Below are 17,958 nucleotides of genomic sequence, written 5' to 3'. Positions count from 1 at the left end.
CGCGATCATGGGGCGGGACGGTCGCGTCCGTATCGTCCCACCCGATATTCGGCGGGGCGGCCGCGTCAGGCCGCCCCGCATGCTGGCTAGCCCGCGCGCAGACTAGAAGGTGCCACGCAGACCCACCAGGAACTGACGTCCCGGCTTGTACTGCGTGAAGGTCGCGTCCTCGAACTGGAAGTAGGACCGCAGCGTGGCATTGGTGAAATTCGCCACGTTCACCGTCAGCTGCGGCGCGTGCGCGATGCCGAAGATCTTGTCCAGATCGAACGAGGACGAGAAATCGTACGTGGTATAGTCCGTCCCGAACAGTGCCGCTGCCGGAATGCCGTTCTGGGCCGCGCCGCTGTTCTGCGATCCTTCGCGCGACGTCGTCGAAACCCGCAGCATCACGCCGTGCTTCTCGTAATAGCCGGTGATATTGTAGGTGAACGGCGCCACGCCGAACGCGGTTGCCGGGCCATCACTGCGCTGGTCGACGAAGGTGGCGTTCGCGTTGAAGCCGAACCCCGTCACGCCGATCATCCTGGTCAGGAAATCGAGCGGCTGGACCCACTGGAATTCGAGCCCGTTGATCGTCAGCTTGTTGGGCACGTTGACCTGCGACGTGACCTGCACCTGCGCCGCGCCGGGGCCGCCACGCGAGTTGATCGCGATCTGCTGCGTGGGATTGAGCGTGTCGTAGGTGATCCCGTACTGCGCCAGGTTGGAGAACGGCACCGTGCTGATGAAGGTGTTGGTGAAGCCCTCGATCGACTTGCGGAACGCGTTGAAGCTGACGACGCCTTCGCGGCCGGTGTAATATTCGAAGCCGAGGTCGAGGTTGGTCGACAGATAGGGCTTGAGCGCGGGATTGCCGATGTTCGCCTGATCGGCCGAGGGGGCACCGAAGCTGACGCCCGGCAACTGCGCGGATGGATCCGGGCGCGTCATCGTCCGCGATCCGGCAACGCGGACGACGGCATGTTCGCTGACGTCGTAGGCGAACGTCGCCGCCGGCAGCCATTTCGCATATTCGTTGCGCGTCTCGACGATGTTGACGATGTTCGCATAGCGGCTGCCGTCGGGCAGGGCCGCGCCCGTGGGCGTGGTGTTGCGCGGATCCGGCAGCGAGACCCGGCCGGTGATCGTCTGGATCGTGTTGACGTAGCGCAGGCCGACATTGAAGCGCAGCATGTTGCCGCCGAGTTCCTGCTCGCCGTTCAGCGTTGCGAACGCCGATTTCACGACTTCGCGGATCGTGCCGCCGCTGGCGCCGGTATTTGCGCCGCCGCTCTCGGGTGCGTTGTCGTGGAAGAGCTTGTAGTTGCTTGCAGCGGCAAAGGCGGGCCAATCGACGGTCACGAACCCGGCCGGACCCGGCTTGAGATAGGTCGACGCCGCGGAGTTCGGGATCAGCGAGCCGCCATAGGTCACCGGCCCGGCCATGCCGGACGTCGATCCGGTGCCGTAACCCGGATAGGAGGGATAGCCCGTCGGGATGACGCCAGGTGCGTTCAGCCCCTCGCAGGGTGGCTGGGAATTGGGCGATGGTACGAAGACACTGGGATTGTTGCCGCAAACCGCGTTCTGATACGCCTGGCTGTTGTCGAACCCCTGGATACGACGCGACACGTCGTCGAACGCTCCGCCGACCTTCAGGTTGAGCGCCTTGCCACCCCAGGTAAGGTCGCCGCGCGCGCCCTTGCTCGTATTCAGCCGTCGCTCGTCCGAGATGTTCACGCGGCTGCCCGCGTTCCAGCCGAAATTGGCCGGATCGTTGAGATCGAGCGCGCTGACGATGCTCGGGATGCCGCCGGTATTCGTGTAGGTTACCGTGTTGCCGACGCCCAGCGGGGTCGTCATGCCGACCGATGGGCTCTCGCGGTGGAAGGTCGAGCGTGCGTAATTGCCCTGGAGGTTGAGCTTCAGCGTGTCGGAGATTTCCCACTCGCCACCGGGGTTGATGCTGAAGAGCTTCGTGGTTTCGGTGTAGGGGCGGAATTCGTTGAAGAACTGCGCGTTGGCGAACGTCCCGCCGGTGACGACGCAGCCGATCGTGCAATCCGCCTTGTCGAACGTCAGGTTGGTCGGAATGATCGCGCCGTTGCGGACGATCCATGCGATGTTCTCGCGGATCAGTTCGTTCTTCTTGTAGCCGTAGAGGCCGTCCACGTAGAGGTGCAGCGTATCGGTCGGCTGCCACTCGGCGCTGACGATGGCGTTGATCCGGTCGCGCGGACCGCGGATGCTGGTCGACCGGCCGAGCCGCGGCAGCAGCGCGTTGTCGATCTGCTGGATCGTCGCACCCGGATTGTTTGCGAGCAGGAACGCGCTGGTGATCGGCGTTCCTGCCACCAACCCCGCGCCGGCGCCGACCGGCACCACCGCCGGGATCGTCCAGTTGCCCCCGCCGGTCGTGTTGCACCCCGTCGTCGCACCGCATTGCGCGGCCGTAAGTGCAGGATTGGTATAGCCAACCGTCTCGAACCCGCGCGTGTCCGTAAACAGGCGCTGTCCCGAGACCCCTGCCAGGATGCCGACCTTGTCGTTCCGCCAGCTGCCGATCAGCGAGCCACGAGCGCCGATCCGGTCCTCGGGCGACTGCTTCGTGCCCTGCACGTTATAGGCGAGGAACGAGGTCGCACGATCGAACGGCCGTGCCGAGCGAAGGTCGATATTACCCGCCGCGCCGCCTTCCAGCAGGTCCGCGGTATAGCTCTTGTTGACGGTGAGCTTGGTGAACAGGTCCGTCGGGAAAAAGCTGAGATCGACCGAGCGATCGGTTCCCTGTGCGTCGGTCGCACCCGACGACGCCACCGCGATCGTCGCGCCGTTGAGCGTGACGTTCGTGAAGTTGGAGCCAAGTCCGCGGATCGCGACGTTGGTTCCTTCGCCCGTCACGTCGCGCGTGATCGTGATGCCGGGAATGCGGTTGAAGGATTCCGCAATGTTGGTGTCGGGGAACTTGCCGATGTCTTCGGCAAAGATGGAATCGGTAAAGCCGGTGGAGGCACGTTTTGCGTTGGTCGATTTGGCAAGGCTTGAGCGATAGCCGGTGACGACGATGTCCGAACTGTCGGCCGCGTCGATCGTGCCGGGTGTTTGGTCAGAACCGGGCAGAGTCGCGGCCGGCGACGCAGGAGGTGTGGCCGGCTCTGCCGTGGCCGGCCCGGCGTTTTGGGACGCGGCAGGCGACGGGTCCTGCGTCGGCGGAATGGTTTGTGCCGTTGCGACGGTAGCAGACAGCACCACCATGGTCGTCGCACACAACAACGCCGCACGCGTCAGGCGGGGGGCCGTTTTGTAGGGTGTCATGATCAGGATCCTCTCTGGACGTCGCCGACGTTGCGGCGCGAAGCATGGTTTGGTCGTTGATGGTTTGTACGCGACAGGTGGCCGGGAGCGGGCTTCGCTCCAGCATGGTTTTCGAGAATCTGAAGCGCCAAAACCATCCAACTCCCGATCATAACCCGTCTGCTGCAGGCAATTGATAGCGGTATCTTAGGCGGGCTGGTCGACGAGTCAACAATTTTCGGCATGGCCAATTTCAAGCGATGATGGCCATTCTCGCCGGTCCTTCAGGAGAAGGAATTTTCTTCTGTCTTACCAATTCAGTTCTGCTAGGAGGTTCGGGCCGTCATGGCATCCCCATACTCAGGCCGGCCTCGCGCCGGCCTTTTTCGTATCGATGGTACCGGTACGTCGGATGCGTCCAAATCCGGTAGGACAGGCGAAGGCGTTGGATACCCGGTGAGGGAGTATCCTCGGTTAGCCGCCGACTGACGGCCCTGCACTCAGTCGACTGGCCGCAGCGCTCGCACCGGAGTCGCATGGCGGCGTGCCAGGTGGGTACGTCATCGGTTCGATCTTCCACGACGCCGCGTATTCGGGCCAAGTGACTGGTGTCGTCATGGTCGGTGATCGTCGGCAAGATGAGCCGTTATCGACGCGAGGGGCGGGGCGCTATCATGCGTTCGGGCGGCGTGCAGACGCGCGCGGGAGCCTCGTGAACGATCGCACGTGAAATCGAAATGGACCGTCTTTCAATAGGTTGCGCATGGTGGAGCCGAAGGGAATCGAACCCTTGACCTCCGCAGTGCGATTGCGGCGCTCTCCCATCTGAGCTACGGCCCCGCGCGGTCGGCCATAGGCCAAGTCGAAGGTTTAGCGGGTCGATTTGGCTGTTGCAACCGGGTTGGCGAGGCACGAGCGAGCGGCCCCCGGCATGTCGTCGCAACACAGCGTCGTGTCGCCGTCGCGCCGCCCGGATCACAGGAACATTCGGCCGGTTTGGCGTTTGTAGTCCTCGGAATGTACGACGTCGCATGCGACGACGCCGGCAGCCGCAGGATAGCAATTAGGAGGTTCCTATGGTCTACGAACGCAATACCCGAGATCCCCAGTCGGGCGACTATTTCGGTCGGCCGAACTCGCAGGATTATGGTCGCGATTTCCGCGCAGACGGTGGCGGCTATGGCCGCTCCAGCGCGCGCGAGTATGAAGCCGCGGGCGAATATGATCGCGACGACAACCGTGGCGGTCGCGGCCCGGGATATCAGGGGCGTGACGACCAGGGACGCGGCGACCAATATGGTCGCGAGCAGGGCGGTCGTGACTATTATGGCGGTCACAACGACCGTTCGCAGCCGTCGGGCGGCGATCGCTACGGCCAGTCGCGTGATGGGCAGTCGCGTGATGGGCAGTCGCGTTACGGGCAGTCGCGTTACGGCCAGGGATCGAGCCAGGGCTATGGCCAGCAGCGCTCTGGGCAGGGTTACGGCCAGCCGTCCTACGGCCAGGGCAGCCAGGGTTCGGGCGATACCGAATATCATGGCAGCTATGCATCCGACGGTCGCCGCTTCGAGGACGTGGGGCGCAACCGCCATGCGGACGACGACAACCGCAACCCCTCGCGCGGCGACAGCCGTAACGAAGGGCGTGACTATGGTCGCCAGCCGCAGGGCTACGACTATGACGATCGCGGGTTCATCGCGCGCGCCGGCGACGAAGTTCGCTCGTGGTTCGGCGACGACGAGGCAGAGCGTCGCCGCGAAGCCGATGCGCGTTACGACGAGCGTTCGTACGGCAACTCGGACAACCGGTCGTTCGGCAACCGGTCGTCGAACACGCATGACGACCATTACCATAGCTGGCGTAGCACGCAGATCGCGGCGCTGGACCGTGACTATGACGAGTATCGCCATGAGAACCGCTCGAAGTTCGAGAATGAGTTCTCGTCGTGGCGCACCGAGCGCCAGGGCCAGCGTAGTTCGCTGTCACAGGTCGCCGAGCATATGGAAGTCGTCGGGTCGGACGGCAGCCATGTCGGTACGGTCGACAAGGTGAAGGGCGACCGGATCCTGCTGACCAAGAACGACAAGGATGCGGGCGGCGTACATCACTCGATCCCGTCGCGCTGGATCAAGACCGTTGACGGCAAGGTGACGCTGTCGAAGTCTGCCGACGAAGCCAAGGCCGCGTGGAAGGAAGAAGAGCGCAACTCGGCGATGTTCGAGTACGGCGATCGCACCGGTGGCGACAAGAAGGACACGTCGACCTCGAACTACGGCACGTCGTCGGCGTCGACCACCAATTCCGGCACGACCGGTCAGGCAACGACGGGCACCGAGACGACCGGCACCACCGGCACCTCGGGGCAGGCCCTTGGCAAGAGCTTTTCCGGTACCTATTGATCGCCCGTCAGCGATGATCGGGGTCTGTTGATCCCGGTCGAACAAGAGCCCGGGCGGAAACGTCCGGGCTTTTTTGCGGGTTGCGCGAGCGTGGCTTTGCGCCATACCCGCTTCACGAATATTCAAGACAGGAGCAAGTTTATGGCCAGTGCATGGAGCCTGAAGGCACGTCCGCAAGGCATGCCGAAGCATACCGACTTCGCCATGATCGATCTCGACCAGTCGACGCTCGGCGCCGGCGACGTGCGTATCGCGAACCGCTGGCTGTCGGTCGACCCGTACATGCGCGGGCGGATGAACGACGTGAAGAGCTATGTCCCGCCGTTCGCGCTGGGCGAGGCGATGCAGGGCGGCGCGGTCGGCGAAGTGGTCGAGAGCAACGACGACGGCATCAAGGTCGGCGACATGGTGCTGCACATGGCGGGCTGGCGCGACGAGGCGGTGGTGCCGGCCGCGCAGGTGCAGAAGCTGCCCGCACTCGACGTGCCGGCGCAGGCGTTTCTCGGGCAGCTCGGCATGCCGGGGATGACCGGGTATTTCGGGCTGCTCCAGGTTGCCGAGGCGAAGGCGGGCGACACGGTGTTCGTGTCGGCGGCGGCGGGTGCGGTCGGCTCGACCGTGGTGCAGGTTGCCAAGGCCAAGGGCATGACGGTGATCGGCTCGGCCGGCGGCGCGGAGAAGTGTGCGTGGGTGAAGTCGCTCGGTGCGGATGCGGTGATCGACTATAAGAGCAACGTGCCGGTGGTGAAGGCGCTTGGCGAGGCGGCCCACGCTGTCGGTTCTGGGGGAATCGACGTGTATTTCGACAATGTCGGCGGCGAGCATCTCGATGCGGCGCTGGCGCATGCACGGATGCACGCGCGGTTCGCGGTGTGCGGGATGATCGACGTCTACAACAGCGGGGCTGCGACCCAGCTGAAGTATCTCGCGCGGTTGATCGGTAACCGGATCCAGATCCGCGGGTTCATCGTCAGCGACTACATGAATCGTGCCGAGGAGTTCTACAAGGATATGGGCGGGATGCTGGCGGCGGGGACGCTGAAGCGGCAGGAGACGGTGCACGAGGGGCTCGAGACGATGCCGGATGCGTTTCTGGGGCTGTTCTCGGGTGGGAATACGGGGAAGATGCTCGTCAAGGTTTGAACGGCTCTTCGATCCTCCCCCGCGAGGGGGAGGTGGCACCGAAGGTGACGGAGGGGGAGGAACGCGCAACCACGGTTACCCCTTACCTCCCCCTCCGTCTGGCAAGGGCCAGCCACCTCCCCCTGGCGGGGGAGGATGCAATAGAGGGACGGCTGCATCCCCGCGTCACCCCGGACTATTTCCGGGGTCCACCGTGCCGCGTATCGACGGCTGGCGAGTATGCGGATCGGTGGATGCCGGAACGAGCCCGGCATGACGGAGTGGGTGGTCGGTTCCGCTACAACCACTTCGCCTGCTTGAACTTCAAGTACAGCGCCGAGCAGACCACCGCGATCACGGCCAGCACCACAAAATACCCATATTGCGACTTCAACTCGGGCATGTTCTCGAAGTTCATGCCGTAGATCCCGGCGATCGCGGTGGGCACGGCGAGGATGGCAGCCCAGGCGGCGAGCTGGCGAGTGATCGCGCCGGTGCGCTGCTGCTCCAGCAGGTTGCTGAATTCGAACACCGAAGTCAGCACTTCGCGTAACCCCTCGACCATCGTCTGCACGCGGCGGACGTGGTCGAGCACGTCGCTGAAATACGGTTTCGCCTCGGCGTCGATGCAGGGCAGGTCGAGGCGGACGATCTTGCTCGCGACCTCGCCCATTGGCCCTAGGATACGCTGGAAGCGGATCATCTCGCGTCTCAGCCCAAAGATGCGGACGATCTCGTCGCGGCCGAGGAACGCGTCGATCGTGCGTTGTTCCATCGCCAGCACCTCGTCCTCGATGCTCTCGACGATCGGGAGATAGCCGTCGACGACGTAATCGAGGATCGCGTGGAGGACGTAGTCGACGCCGTTGATCAACAACGTCGGCGCGGCTTCGAGTTGTTCGCGCAAGGCCTTGTGCGAGCGCGCGGAGCCGTGGCGGACGCTGATGATGTGGCTGTGGCCGACGAAGATTGCGGTCTCGCCGTACGCGATCTTGTCGCCCTCGAGCTGCGCGGTGCGCGCGACCACGAACAGCTGGTCGCCATAGACGTCGACCTTGGGCAGCTGGTCCGCCTTGATCGCGTCCTCCACCGCCAGTGGGTGGAGGTTATACTGGTCCTTGAGCGTCCGCATCTCGGCGTCGGTCGGGTCGCAGATGCCGATCCAGACGAACTCCGAACGATCCGCGGGGCAGTCGACCTTTTCGTCGATCGAGACCGCGCGGACGCGCTTGCCATGGCGATAGAGATACGCGGCGACGACCGTCATGGAGCCTCAGGGATTACGCTAACGAGGCCGCGCCGGTATCAGAACGCCGGGAGGACCGCACCCCGATAATGCTGTTCGATAAAGGTCTTGGTGGCCGGGCTGCGCAACGCGGCGATCAGCTTCACGACCCGTGGGTCCTTCTCGCCGCCGGGCAGGCCGACGACGAAATTGACGTAGGGGCTGTTCTTGTCCTCGATCGCGAGCGCGTCGCGGACCGGGTTGAGCTTCGCGTCGAGCGCGTAGTTGGTATTGATCAGCGCGAGATCGACTTCGCCGAGCGTGCGGGGCAGGGTGGCGCCCTCCAGTTCCTTGAACTGCAGGTTCTTGGGGTTGGTGGCGATGTCGTTCAGGCTCGACAGTGGGTTGGTCGGGTTCTTGAGCGTGATCAGCCCGGCCTTTTGCAGCAGCAGCAGCGCGCGGCCGCCGTTGCTCGGCTCGTTCGGGATCGCGACGGTCGCGCCGTTGGGGATCTGCGCGATCGACTTCCACTTGCGCGAATAGGCGCCGAGCGGTTCGACATGGACGCCGGCATAGGTCACCAGATGCGTGCCGCGCGAGGCGTTGAACTCGTCGAGATACGGCTTGGTCTCGAAATAGCTGACGTCGATCTGCTTCTGCTCGACCTGGAGGTTGGGCTGGACGTAGTCGTTGAAGACGCGGATCTGGAGATCGACACCTTCCTTCGCCAACGTCGGCTTGATCGATTCCAGGATCTCGGCGTGCGGCACCGCGGTCGCGGCGACGGTCAGCGTCTTGCCGTCGTTGGTCTTGGTGCCACCGCAGGCGGCGAGCGCGAGCAGCGAGAACGAGGCGAGCAAAATGCGGCGGTTCATGCGAATTCCTAGCGGCGGGTGAAGTGGCGGGCGAGCGCGTCGCCGGCATATTGGATGATCTGGACGAGCACGACCAGCAGCACGACGGTGACGACCATGACGTCGGTCTGGAAGCGCTGATAGCCAAAGCGGATCGCGAGATCGCCGAGCCCACCCGCGCCGACTACGCCCGCCATCGCGGTGAACGAGACGAGCGCGACCGCGGTCACGGTGGCGCCGGCGATCAGCCCGGGGAGCGCCTCGGGGATCAGCGCGCCGGTGACGATCTGGCGGGTGGTGGCGCCCATCGCCTGCACCGCCTCGATCGTGGTGCGGTCGACTTCCTTCAGCGATCCCTCGACGAGCCGTGCGTAGAACGGCGCGGCGCCGACGACGAGCGGCGGGATCGCGCCGGCAACGCCTAGCGAGGTGCCGACGAGCATGACGGTGAGCGGGATCATCACGATCAGCAGGATGATGAACGGCACCGAGCGGAGAATGTTGACGATGACGCCGAGCACGGCGTTGGCGACGCGGTTCTGCGACAGGCGGCCCCGGTCGGTCAGGTAGAGCAGGACGCCGAGCGGGAGGCCGAACGCGATCGTCAGGATCAGCGATCCGCCGAGCATGATCAGCGTGTCGAGGCAGGCCTGGCCGATGTCCGACCAGTCGATGTTGGCGAAGAAGCTCATGCCGCCAGCGCCGCGAGCATGCGCTGCGTCGCCGGGTGAGCGGCGTTGGCGAAGATGTCGGTGACGTCTCCGGTCTCGACGATGCGGCCGCGTTCGAGGACGGCTACGCGGTCGCAGACGTAGCGGACGACGTCCATTTCGTGCGTGATCAGGACGATCGTCAGGCCGAGGTCTCGGTTCAGCTCTCGGAGAAGGGTCAGGACCGAGCGGGTGGTTTCGGGATCCAGCGCGCTGGTCGCTTCGTCGCAGAGCAGGATGTCGGGGTCGGTGGCGAGCGCGCGGGCGATGCCGACGCGCTGTTTCTGGCCGCCGGAGAGCTGGGCAGGATATTTGGTGGCGTGATCGGCGAGGCCTACGCGGTCGAGCAGTGCGGCGACTTTCGTCTCGCGTTCGGCTTCGGATACGCCCGCGAGCACCAGCGGGAACGCGACGTTCGCCGCGACCGTGCGCGACGAAAGCAGTCCGAAGTTCTGGAAGATCATGCCGATGCGGCGGCGTAGCGCGCGTAGGTCCGCCGCCGACAACGCGGCTACGTCGACGCCATCGACTTCGACCCGGCCCGAAGTCGGGCGTTCGAGCGCGTTGATCAGGCGGATCAGCGTCGATTTGCCCGCGCCGGACTGGCCGATGACGCCGAACACGCCGCGTGCGGGAATTTCGAGCGATACGCCATCGAGGGCCGCCGCCTCGCTTGCCGGGTAGGTTTTGATGACGTCGATCAGGCGTATCATGCGGTGCCCATGACCTGCGCGGCGAACCGCTCCATTTCCTCGGCCTGCGGGCTCATCTGGAGCAGCAGCAGGTCGAGACCGGCGGCTTCGTACTCCGCGACACGCTCCTTCAACTGCTCGGGCGTGCCGACCAGATTGGGACGCAGGCCGCGGTTGGAGACGGAGTATTCCTGGATCTTCAGCTCGCGTTCGAGCTGCGTGCCCGACAACCACTGATCGAAATTCGCATAGCCGGCGGGGAGTTCGGTGACGCTCGTGATGCGGTCGAGCTCGCGCTTCGCCTCCGCCTCGCTGTCGCGCACGATCGCGTACGCGGCCATGCCGTATTGCATCGGCGCGCCGCCAGCTGCTTCGCGTCGCGCCGCCATGTCGGCGATCTTTGGCGCGATCGCCTCGGCGGGGTCGCCGTGCATGACGTAGGCGTCGCACTGCGCGGCGATTATCGCCTTGGCCTTCTCGCTCTCGCCGCCCGCGTAGACGGTTGGGCGCTTGGCGGGCTTGGGCGCGCAGATCGCCTGTTCGGTGGTGTAGAACTGGCCCGCGAAGTCGAACCGCTCCTGCGTCCAAAGCCCATCGACGACGGTCAACCACTCGGCGGTGCGCGCGTAGCGATCGTCGTGCTGGTCGAACTGGAGGCCGTATTGCTTGGCTTCGTCCGCCCACCAGGACGACACGACGTTGAGCGCAAGCCGCCCGCCGGAGATCCGATCGATGTTCGCCGCGGCCTTGGCGAACAGCGCGGGGTGATGGAAGTTCGGACGGACCGCGACCATCAGCTCGATGCTGTCGGTCACCGCCGCCAGCGCCGCCGCCGTCGACCACGCGTCGAGCGCGGGTTGTTCGATGCCCTTGATGTCGTTGAGGTTCAGCTCAGCGATCAGCGTCAGGTCATACCCCCAGCGCTCGGCATTCTGCGTGAGCGCCTTGGTGTACGCCCAACTCGCCTCCATCCCCTCGTCGGGGACGTTGCGAAGCCAGCCGCCGAAGACGGGAGTCCAGTAACCATAGCGCATCAGCGGGCCTTCTCGATCTGTTCGACGAGGTAATCGACGAGCCGGTCGTGCGGATCCCAGCCGAGTGTTTCCAAGGGCTTGGCGACGAAATTCGACAGTGCGTTGATGTCGTAGAAGCGCGCGACGCCGTCGCGGTCGTCGATCATCACCTCGACTCCGCCGACGTCGAGATCGACCGCGCGGGCGATCGCTTCGGCGGCGTCCTTCAATGTTTGCGAGGGCTCGACCGCGGCCATCTTGATGCCCGAGCCGGGGACGACGCAGGCATCTGCCGGGCAGAGATCGAATGCGCCGCCGCCGGCGACTTCGATCGCGTAGAGGAACTTGCGGTCGAGCGTCTCGATCCGGGTGATCGCGCCGTCGCGGACGGGGACGTATTCCTGGACCAGCAGGACGCCGTCTACGCTGCTTGGCAGGCCGGCATCGGCTACGGCGGTGCGGAGTTCTTCGAGGTTGTCGAAACGGATGATGCCGGCGCCCGATCCGCCGATGTTCGCCTTGACGACCAGCGGGAAGCGGAGCGTCTGGGCGGCGGGGACGACGTCGGCGGCGCGGTGGACGACGCGGGTCTCGGGGATCGCGAGGCCGAGCGAGGCGATCAGCGACAGTTGGCGGGCCTTGGAGGCGTCGATCGCGAGGACGTCGGTGCCATTGACCACGCGTGCGCCGGTGCGGCGCCAGTGATCGAGCATTGCCATCGTGTCGAAGATCGGATGCTCGTCGTTGCGCAGGAAGCTCGACATCGCGATGCGGTTGAAGACGACGGGGGCGGGGGCGCTCTGGTCGGCGGGGTTCCAGAACCCGTCGGGCGTCGCGCGGGTGAACGCGACGCCGCGGCGGTCGAGGGCGGCGAACAGCGGTTCGAACCAGAGCGGGTGCTCGTAGAGAATGGCGAGATCGGTCATCGCGACCCGGATACGCATTGCGTGCGGGCGTGCAAACCCAAGCAAAACTTTGCCGCGCGCAATATCGTGTCGCGGGGCCGCTGACAGCGAGGGGAGGACGCGGTAGCGTGGCGGATGATCTCCAGATTCGTCACGCTCGCTCTTGCCGTTGTCGGCGCCGTTTCCGTCTCGGCGCAGGAAGCTCCGCCGCCGCCTGTCGTCCCGGCGACCGTCTCGATCGTGATGACGACGAGCGAGGGGCCGATCACGCTGGCGCTGGAAAAGGAGCGCGCGCCGCTGACGACCGCGAACTTCTTGCGGTACGTCGACCAGAAGCGGCTCGATGGGGTGACGTTCTACCGGGCGATGAAGCTCGGGGCGGACTCTGGGTTGATCCAGGGCGGGCCGCAGGGCGAGGTTAAGCGGCTGTTGCCGCCGGTGAAGCATGAGCCGACCAGCCAGACCGGGCTGTCGCATGTCGATGCGACGATCTCGATGGCTAGGTTTGCGCCGGGGAGCGCTACGGCGGATTTCTTCATTACCGTCGGGCCAGTGTTGTCGCTTGATGCTAATCCGGCTGGGAGTGGGGATACGGCCGGGTTCGCGGCGTTCGGGCATGTTGTTGAGGGGATGGACGTGGTGAAGCGGATTCTTGCTGCGCCGACTTCGCCGACTGCTGGGGTTGGGGTGATGAAGGGGCAGATGATTGCTGCGCCGGTTAAGATTTTGACGGTGCGGCGGGTGAAGTAACGGGCGTCGGTTTGAGAACGATTACGCTTCACAGCTACCACCCCGGCGGAGGCCGGGGCCCAATTGGGGAACGTTGCTAACGGAGGACTGCGATCAGTTACTCCGACCTTTCCAATTGGGCCCCGGCCTTCGCCGGGGTGGTGTGAGGATGGGTCACTCCTCCACTAAATTGTTTCCCCGCGAAGGCGGGGACCCAGTCTGGGCTCCCGCCTTCGCGGGAGAACAAGGAAGCGGGCGGTCCGGCTGGTCGAGCGTGCCTCAAGCCGGCGCCATCACTCGGATGATCCCGGCCGCGACCTTGGCCGTTACCGGGGTCTTCGCCAGCACCTCGCCGTCGATCGAGATCGGCAGCGGCGGGATGGTGTTGATCTTCAGGCTCTTGCCCCGGAAATCACGCACCTTTTCGTGACGCGACTCTAGCCGGAACACGCTGGCATACCAGTTCTGCACCAGCCGCCGCTTCACGTGCCCCATCACCGCCTGCACGACGATCTCGCCTGAATCGACCGCCGCTGCGTCGACCAGTTCGGTGCCGCCGTGATACGGGCCGTTGGAAATCCGCACCTCGACTACGCGGATCTTCACTGCGGTCGGGCCCTCGCCGACGATCAGCGTGAACGGGCGGAAGCGCATGTACTGATACGTCGCCCACGCCAGATAGCCGACCTTGCCGAAGACCTTCTTCAACCCGTGCGGCACCGTCTCGGCGATCTTCGGGCTGATGCCCATCGCCGCGCAGTTCGCGAAATAATCGCCGTCGATCATGCCGAGATCGATCCGGCGTGGCTTGCCGGTACGGATCACGTCCACCGCGCCCTCGATGGTGAGCGGTATTCCCAAGGTGCGTGCGAAACTGTTGGCGGTGCCGAGCGGCAGTACGCCGAGGATCACGTCATGGCCGACCATCAGGTCCACCAGCCCGCTGACCGTTCCGTCGCCGCCGCCCAGGATCAGCAGGTCGGGCTTCTTTGCCAGCGCGCGCAGCACCGTCGCTTCCAGGTCCTTCGGATCCTCGACTGCATGCGCGTCGACCTCATAAGGTAGCCCCGACATCGCTGCACAGGCGCGCTTGAACAGCTTCTGCCCTTTGCGCGACTTGGCGTTGACGACGAGCGCCGCGGACGTGATCGTATCGTTCGACATAAGGCCCCCAACGCACGGCATGCGGTTTCGCACCCGTAACGCTTCGCCCGTAAAACTTGATCCGTCGCCGCGCATCCCGCAAAGCCCGCCGCATGACCGCAAGCTATCCCGCGCTTCGCCTTCGTCGCACTCGCGCCTCCGCCTGGAGCCGCCGCCTCCATGCCGAGACCGTGCTGACTCCCGCCGACCTGATCTGGCCGCTGTTCGTCACCGAAGGAGCCGGCGTCGAGCAACCGATCGCCAGCCTGCCGGGCGTGTCGCGCTGGTCGGTCGACGGGATCGTCGCGCGCGGCCGCGAGGCGCGCGACCTCGGCATCCCGTGCATCGCGCTGTTCCCGTATACGCAGGTCGAGCGGCGGACGGAGGATGGTCGCGAGGCGCTCAATCCCGACAATCTGATGTGCCAGGCGATCCGTGCGCTGAAGGATGCTGTGCCTGAGGTCGGCGTGCTGACCGACGTCGCGCTCGATCCGTACACGAGCCATGGTCATGACGGGCTGGTCGACGCGGCCGGCTATGTCGTCAACGACACCACTGCGGAGATGCTCGTCGCGCAGGCACTCAACCAGGCGAACGCGGGCGCCGACATCATCGCGCCGTCGGACATGATGGACGGGCGGATCGGCATGATCCGCAGCGCGCTCGAGGCGGAGTCGCACCACAACGTCCAGATCATGTCCTACGCCGCCAAGTACGCCAGTGCGTTCTATGGCCCGTTCCGCGATGCGGTCGGCTCGCGCGGGCTGCTCAAGGGCGACAAGAAGACGTACCAGATGGACAACGCCAACGCCGAGGAGGCGCTGCGCGAGGTCGCGATGGACCTGGCGGAGGGCGCCGACACGGTGATGGTCAAGCCCGGCCTGCCGTATCTCGACATCATCGTCCGCGTCCGACAGGCGTTCGAGGTGCCGGTGTTTGCGTACCAGGTGTCGGGCGAATACGCGATGATCGAGCACGCGGTCGCGGCTGGCGCGGCCGAGCGCGACGTCATGGTGCTGGAGACGCTGATGTCGTTCAAGCGCGCCGGATGCTCGGGCGTGCTGACCTACCACGCGGCGCATGCGGCGAAATTGCTCGGCGGATGATCCAGACCGAACGGCTGATCTTGCGTGGCTGGCGTGATGACGATGCCGCCTTGCATCATGCGATGTGTGCCGATCCGGCGGTGATGGCGTATCTCGGGCCGGCGCCGTCGCTGGCCGAGTCCGCCGCGGTGGTGGCACGCCAGAAGGCGATGTTCGCCGACTATGGCGCGTGCTTCTGGGCGCTCGAGCGACGGGATACCGGTGCGTTCATCGGCTGGTGCGGGATCAAGCCCGGCCCGGTCGGTACGCCGATCGAGGGGAAACCGGAGATCGGCTGGAGTCTTATCCAAAGCGAATGGGGGCGGGGCTATGCACGGGAGGCGGCGGAGGCTTCCCTTGCCTGGGGTTGGCACGAGTTGAACGTGCCGACGGTCTGGGCGATCACCGTCCCTGCAAACACGGCCAGCCGCGCGCTCATGGCGCGGCTCGGGATGACCCGCGTAGTCGAAGGCGATTTCGACCATCCGAAGCTCGCCGAAGATGACCGCCTTCGTCACCACATTCTCTACCGGATCGACCGCCCCGCTTATGTCTGACACCGATGCTATGGAAGTGCGGCCACTGATGGCGCGCTGGTGCCGGACGATGTTCGTCGCGACGATCCTTACCGGGTCGTTCCTGCTGTTCCTCGTCCAGCCGATGGTGGCGCGGATGGCGTTGCCGCGTCTGGGGGGCGCGCCGGCGGTGTGGAACTCGGCGATGCTGGTGTACCAGGCGTTGCTGCTCGCGGGCTATGCGTATGCGCATTGGCTCGGGCGTGTCCGGCCGCGGGCGCAGGCGGCGATCCATCTGGGCGTGCTGATCGTCGCGGCGCTGTGGTTGCCGATCGGATTGATCGCGATGGAGCTTCCGGCGGACGCGTTGCCGGCCTTGTGGGTGCCGTGGCTGCTCGGATTGTCGATCGGGCCGTTGTTCTTTGCGGTCTCCGCGCAGGCGCCGCTGATCCAGCGCTGGTTCAGCGCGGCGAGCGGGGGCGGCGATCCGTATGCGCTGTATGCCGCGTCCAATCTCGGCAGTTTCGCGGGGCTGATCGCGTACCCGTTGCTGGTCGAGCCGCTGATGGCGGTGCACGGGCAGAGCTTGCTTTGGAGCGGCGGGTATCTGCTGCTGATCATGCTGGTGCTCGCCTGCGCCACGCGCCTGCCGAAGACCGCGGCAGTCGATCATGTCGCCGCGACCAGCGCGCCGCCCGGCGCGCGGCGGATCGCGCATTGGATCGCGCTGGCGCTCGTGCCGTCGGGGATGATGCTGGCGACCTCGACCTACATCACCACCGATATCGTGGCGATGCCGCTGCTTTGGGTGATCCCGCTCGGGCTGTACCTGCTAAGCTTCAGCGTGGCGTTCGCGAACGATCGCTGGCTCGCCGACCTTCTGACCCGGATCGCGCCGATCACGATTCTGCTGTTCGGCGGAATCATCATGGGCGGGGTCAACGAGCGCCCGTTCTTCAGCGCGGGGATCGCGCTGGTGTTGCTGTTCATGATCTCGGTCGCGCTGCACACTGCTCTGTATCGCAAGCGACCCGCACCCGATCGGCTGACGGGCTTTTACCTCGCCATGTCGGCTGGTGGCGCGCTCGGTGGCGTGTTCGCCGCGCTGGTGGCGCCGGTGGTGTTCGACTGGACCTACGAGTATCCGCTGCTGATCCTGGCGGCGGGCGCGCTGGTGCCGCAAATGTATCTGTTCGGACGGTTCCGCGCCCTGTGGATGGGCAAGGGGCCGGCGAAATACGTTGCGCTGCTCGCGATCGTCGCGGCGATGCTGGCCCTCACCGGGTTGCGGATCGGCAATCCAGACGGCGTGTTCGGGGAGGGGCGCCAGGGCCTCGTCTTCCTCGTGATCGCAGCCATCGGGTTCGTCGCGATCGGTGCGCGACGGCCGTACATGGTCGTGCTCGCGGGGGCGCTCGTGCTGTTCGGCGGGTATCGCTCGCTTGAGTTCTCGCTCGATCCGGGCGCACGGGTGCGGAGCTATTTCGGCGTCTATACCGTGCGCAATACGCCGGGGCGGGACGGCGGCGTTCGCGAGCTCGATCATGGGACGACCGTGCACGGCATCCAGTTGCGCGGTTCGCCCGAGCGCGAACGGACGCCGACCACCTATTACGCGGTCGGATCGGGCGTCGGGCAGGCGATGCGCGCCGCGCCGGCGCTGTACGGCCCGCAGGCGCGGATCGGCGTGGTCGGGCTCGGGACGGGGACGCTCTCCTGCTACGCGCGGCCGGGCCAGCGCTGGCGGTTCTACGAGATCGATCCGGCGGTGGTGCGGATCGCGCGGGATACAGGCCAGTTCACCTATCTGTCGCGCTGCCTGCCCCAGCCCGAGATTAGGATGGGCGATGCCCGGATCGCGCTCGCGCATGATGCGCCCGACAGCCTCGACCTGCTCGCACTCGATGCGTTCTCGTCGGATTCGGTGCCGATGCACCTGATGACGCGCGAGGCGTTCGCGACCTATGGCCGGGTGCTGTCGCCGGGCGGCCTGTTGCTGGTGCACATCTCCAACCGGTTCATCGATCTGGAACCGGTGATCGCGGCGGCGGCGCGCGAGGGCGGGTGGACTCCAATCGAGCTGAAATACCGTCCGTCGAGCTTGCTGGTCGATCGCGCGTCGGCGTCGGACTGGGTGGCGTTGTCGCGCGATCCGCGTGCGATTGCCGCGTTGCGATCGGGTGATCCCGCATGGACTCCGCTGGTGCCGCGCAAGGGCTTCACCGCGTGGACCGACGATTATTCGACGATCCTGCCGTTGCTGAAGGGGTTCTAGCCGTCTGATCCTCCC

Annotated in this window: 14 protein-coding genes and 1 tRNA gene; 6 read left to right on the top strand and 9 right to left on the bottom strand. The window is 65.5% G+C overall.

The features are described from left to right. Positions 1–102 precede the first annotated feature (102 nt). On the bottom strand, positions 103–3,297 hold the full coding sequence (locus BM244_RS13150; protein ID WP_093399368.1) for a TonB-dependent receptor: 3,195 nt from the start codon (positions 3,295–3,297) through the stop codon (positions 103–105). 743 nt (positions 3,298–4,040) lie between these two features. Beyond that, positions 4,041–4,116, bottom strand: a tRNA-Ala gene (locus BM244_RS13145). Between the two features lie 236 nt (positions 4,117–4,352). Between BM244_RS13145 and BM244_RS13140 the strand changes: the two genes are divergently transcribed. Continuing rightward, entirely contained in the window at positions 4,353–5,675 is a 1,323-nt protein-coding gene (locus BM244_RS13140; RefSeq protein WP_093399367.1) for a DUF2171 domain-containing protein, read from the top strand. Between the two features lie 141 nt (positions 5,676–5,816). Further along, on the top strand, positions 5,817–6,818 hold the full coding sequence (locus BM244_RS13135) for an NADP-dependent oxidoreductase (protein ID WP_093399366.1): 1,002 nt from the start codon (positions 5,817–5,819) through the stop codon (positions 6,816–6,818). A gap of 277 nt (positions 6,819–7,095) precedes the next feature. On the opposite strand, the gene BM244_RS13130 is transcribed toward BM244_RS13135, so the two are convergent. Genes BM244_RS13130 through BM244_RS13105 form a run of 6 tightly spaced genes read right to left on the bottom strand, consistent with a single transcriptional unit; the run spans position 7,096 to position 12,217 of the window. Next, complete coding sequence (locus tag BM244_RS13130) at positions 7,096–8,064, bottom strand: magnesium and cobalt transport protein CorA (protein WP_093399365.1); 969 nt, start codon at positions 8,062–8,064, stop codon at positions 7,096–7,098. 38 nt (positions 8,065–8,102) lie between these two features. Beyond that, positions 8,103–8,897 (bottom strand): MetQ/NlpA family ABC transporter substrate-binding protein, encoded by a 795-nt coding sequence (locus BM244_RS13125; protein ID WP_056062680.1) that lies wholly within the window; start codon positions 8,895–8,897, stop codon positions 8,103–8,105. A gap of 8 nt (positions 8,898–8,905) precedes the next feature. Further along, the gene (locus tag BM244_RS13120) at positions 8,906–9,568 is read right to left on the bottom strand and encodes a methionine ABC transporter permease (protein WP_093399364.1); all 663 of its coding nucleotides are present in this window, start codon (positions 9,566–9,568) and stop codon (positions 8,906–8,908) included. After that, positions 9,565–10,299 (bottom strand): methionine ABC transporter ATP-binding protein, encoded by a 735-nt coding sequence (locus BM244_RS13115; RefSeq protein WP_093399363.1) that lies wholly within the window; start codon positions 10,297–10,299, stop codon positions 9,565–9,567. The genes BM244_RS13120 and BM244_RS13115 overlap by 4 nt, the downstream gene beginning before the upstream one ends. Then, complete coding sequence (locus BM244_RS13110) at positions 10,296–11,312, bottom strand: LLM class flavin-dependent oxidoreductase (protein ID WP_093399362.1); 1,017 nt, start codon at positions 11,310–11,312, stop codon at positions 10,296–10,298. Before BM244_RS13110 ends, BM244_RS13115 begins: the two co-directional genes overlap by 4 nt. Further along, positions 11,312–12,217, bottom strand: a complete 906-nt coding sequence (locus BM244_RS13105) for an ATP-grasp domain-containing protein (protein WP_093399577.1) — start codon at positions 12,215–12,217, stop codon at positions 11,312–11,314. Before BM244_RS13105 ends, BM244_RS13110 begins: the two co-directional genes overlap by 1 nt. 114 nt (positions 12,218–12,331) lie before the next feature. On the opposite strand from BM244_RS13105, the gene BM244_RS13100 reads away from it, so the two are divergent. Further along, entirely contained in the window at positions 12,332–12,946 is a 615-nt protein-coding gene (locus BM244_RS13100) for a peptidylprolyl isomerase (RefSeq protein WP_093399361.1), read from the top strand. 258 nt (positions 12,947–13,204) lie between these two features. On the opposite strand, the gene BM244_RS13095 is transcribed toward BM244_RS13100, so the two are convergent. Continuing rightward, positions 13,205–14,089, bottom strand: a complete 885-nt coding sequence (locus BM244_RS13095; RefSeq protein WP_093399360.1) for a diacylglycerol/lipid kinase family protein — start codon at positions 14,087–14,089, stop codon at positions 13,205–13,207. Positions 14,090–14,181: 92 nt separating this feature from the next. Here BM244_RS13095 and hemB point away from each other — a divergent pair, with 92 nt between their 5' ends. From hemB to BM244_RS13080, 3 genes are read left to right on the top strand one after another with little or no spacing between them, the layout of a single operon-like run. Then, positions 14,182–15,174 carry a porphobilinogen synthase gene (gene hemB, locus BM244_RS13090; RefSeq protein ID WP_093399359.1) on the top strand — a complete coding sequence of 331 codons (993 nt, stop codon included), beginning with the start codon at positions 14,182–14,184 and terminating at the stop codon, positions 15,172–15,174. Then, positions 15,171–15,710: a GNAT family N-acetyltransferase gene (locus BM244_RS13085; protein WP_093399358.1), complete on the top strand. Its 540-nt coding sequence runs from the start codon at positions 15,171–15,173 to the stop codon at positions 15,708–15,710. The genes hemB and BM244_RS13085 overlap by 4 nt, the downstream gene beginning before the upstream one ends. Further along, positions 15,703–17,943 (top strand): spermidine synthase, encoded by a 2,241-nt coding sequence (locus tag BM244_RS13080; RefSeq protein WP_254784433.1) that lies wholly within the window; start codon positions 15,703–15,705, stop codon positions 17,941–17,943. Before BM244_RS13085 ends, BM244_RS13080 begins: the two co-directional genes overlap by 8 nt. The last annotated feature ends 15 nt before the right edge of the window (positions 17,944–17,958 follow it).

This window comes from Sphingomonas sp. OK281 (assembly GCF_900115295.1).
GTDB lineage: Bacteria > Pseudomonadota > Alphaproteobacteria > Sphingomonadales > Sphingomonadaceae > Sphingomonas.
The sequence above is the reverse complement of the archived record's forward strand: the minus strand, read 5'-3'. Positions and strand labels throughout refer to the sequence as shown.

Bases quoted from the DNA above. Each gene is read 5' to 3' on its own strand.
- BM244_RS13100 (WP_093399361.1), top strand. From the start codon at position 12,332: ATGATCTCCAGATTCGTCACGCTCGCTCTTGCCGTTGTCGGCGCCGTT.
- hemB (WP_093399359.1), top strand. From the start codon at position 14,182: ATGACCGCAAGCTATCCCGCGCTTCGCCTTCGTCGCACTCGCGCCTCC.
- BM244_RS13125 (WP_056062680.1), bottom strand. From the start codon at position 8,897: ATGAACCGCCGCATTTTGCTCGCCTCGTTCTCGCTGCTCGCGCTCGCC.
- BM244_RS13095 (WP_093399360.1), bottom strand. From the start codon at position 14,089: ATGTCGAACGATACGATCACGTCCGCGGCGCTCGTCGTCAACGCCAAG.
- BM244_RS13150 (WP_093399368.1), bottom strand. From the start codon at position 3,297: ATGACACCCTACAAAACGGCCCCCCGCCTGACGCGTGCGGCGTTGTTG.
- BM244_RS13110 (WP_093399362.1), bottom strand. From the start codon at position 11,312: ATGCGCTATGGTTACTGGACTCCCGTCTTCGGCGGCTGGCTTCGCAAC.
- BM244_RS13140 (WP_093399367.1), top strand. From the start codon at position 4,353: ATGGTCTACGAACGCAATACCCGAGATCCCCAGTCGGGCGACTATTTC.
- BM244_RS13135 (WP_093399366.1), top strand. From the start codon at position 5,817: ATGGCCAGTGCATGGAGCCTGAAGGCACGTCCGCAAGGCATGCCGAAG.
- BM244_RS13080 (WP_254784433.1), top strand. From the start codon at position 15,703: ATGTCTGACACCGATGCTATGGAAGTGCGGCCACTGATGGCGCGCTGG.
- BM244_RS13105 (WP_093399577.1), bottom strand. From the start codon at position 12,217: ATGACCGATCTCGCCATTCTCTACGAGCACCCGCTCTGGTTCGAACCG.
- BM244_RS13115 (WP_093399363.1), bottom strand. From the start codon at position 10,299: ATGATACGCCTGATCGACGTCATCAAAACCTACCCGGCAAGCGAGGCG.
- BM244_RS13085 (WP_093399358.1), top strand. From the start codon at position 15,171: ATGATCCAGACCGAACGGCTGATCTTGCGTGGCTGGCGTGATGACGAT.
- BM244_RS13120 (WP_093399364.1), bottom strand. From the start codon at position 9,568: ATGAGCTTCTTCGCCAACATCGACTGGTCGGACATCGGCCAGGCCTGC.
- BM244_RS13130 (WP_093399365.1), bottom strand. From the start codon at position 8,064: ATGACGGTCGTCGCCGCGTATCTCTATCGCCATGGCAAGCGCGTCCGC.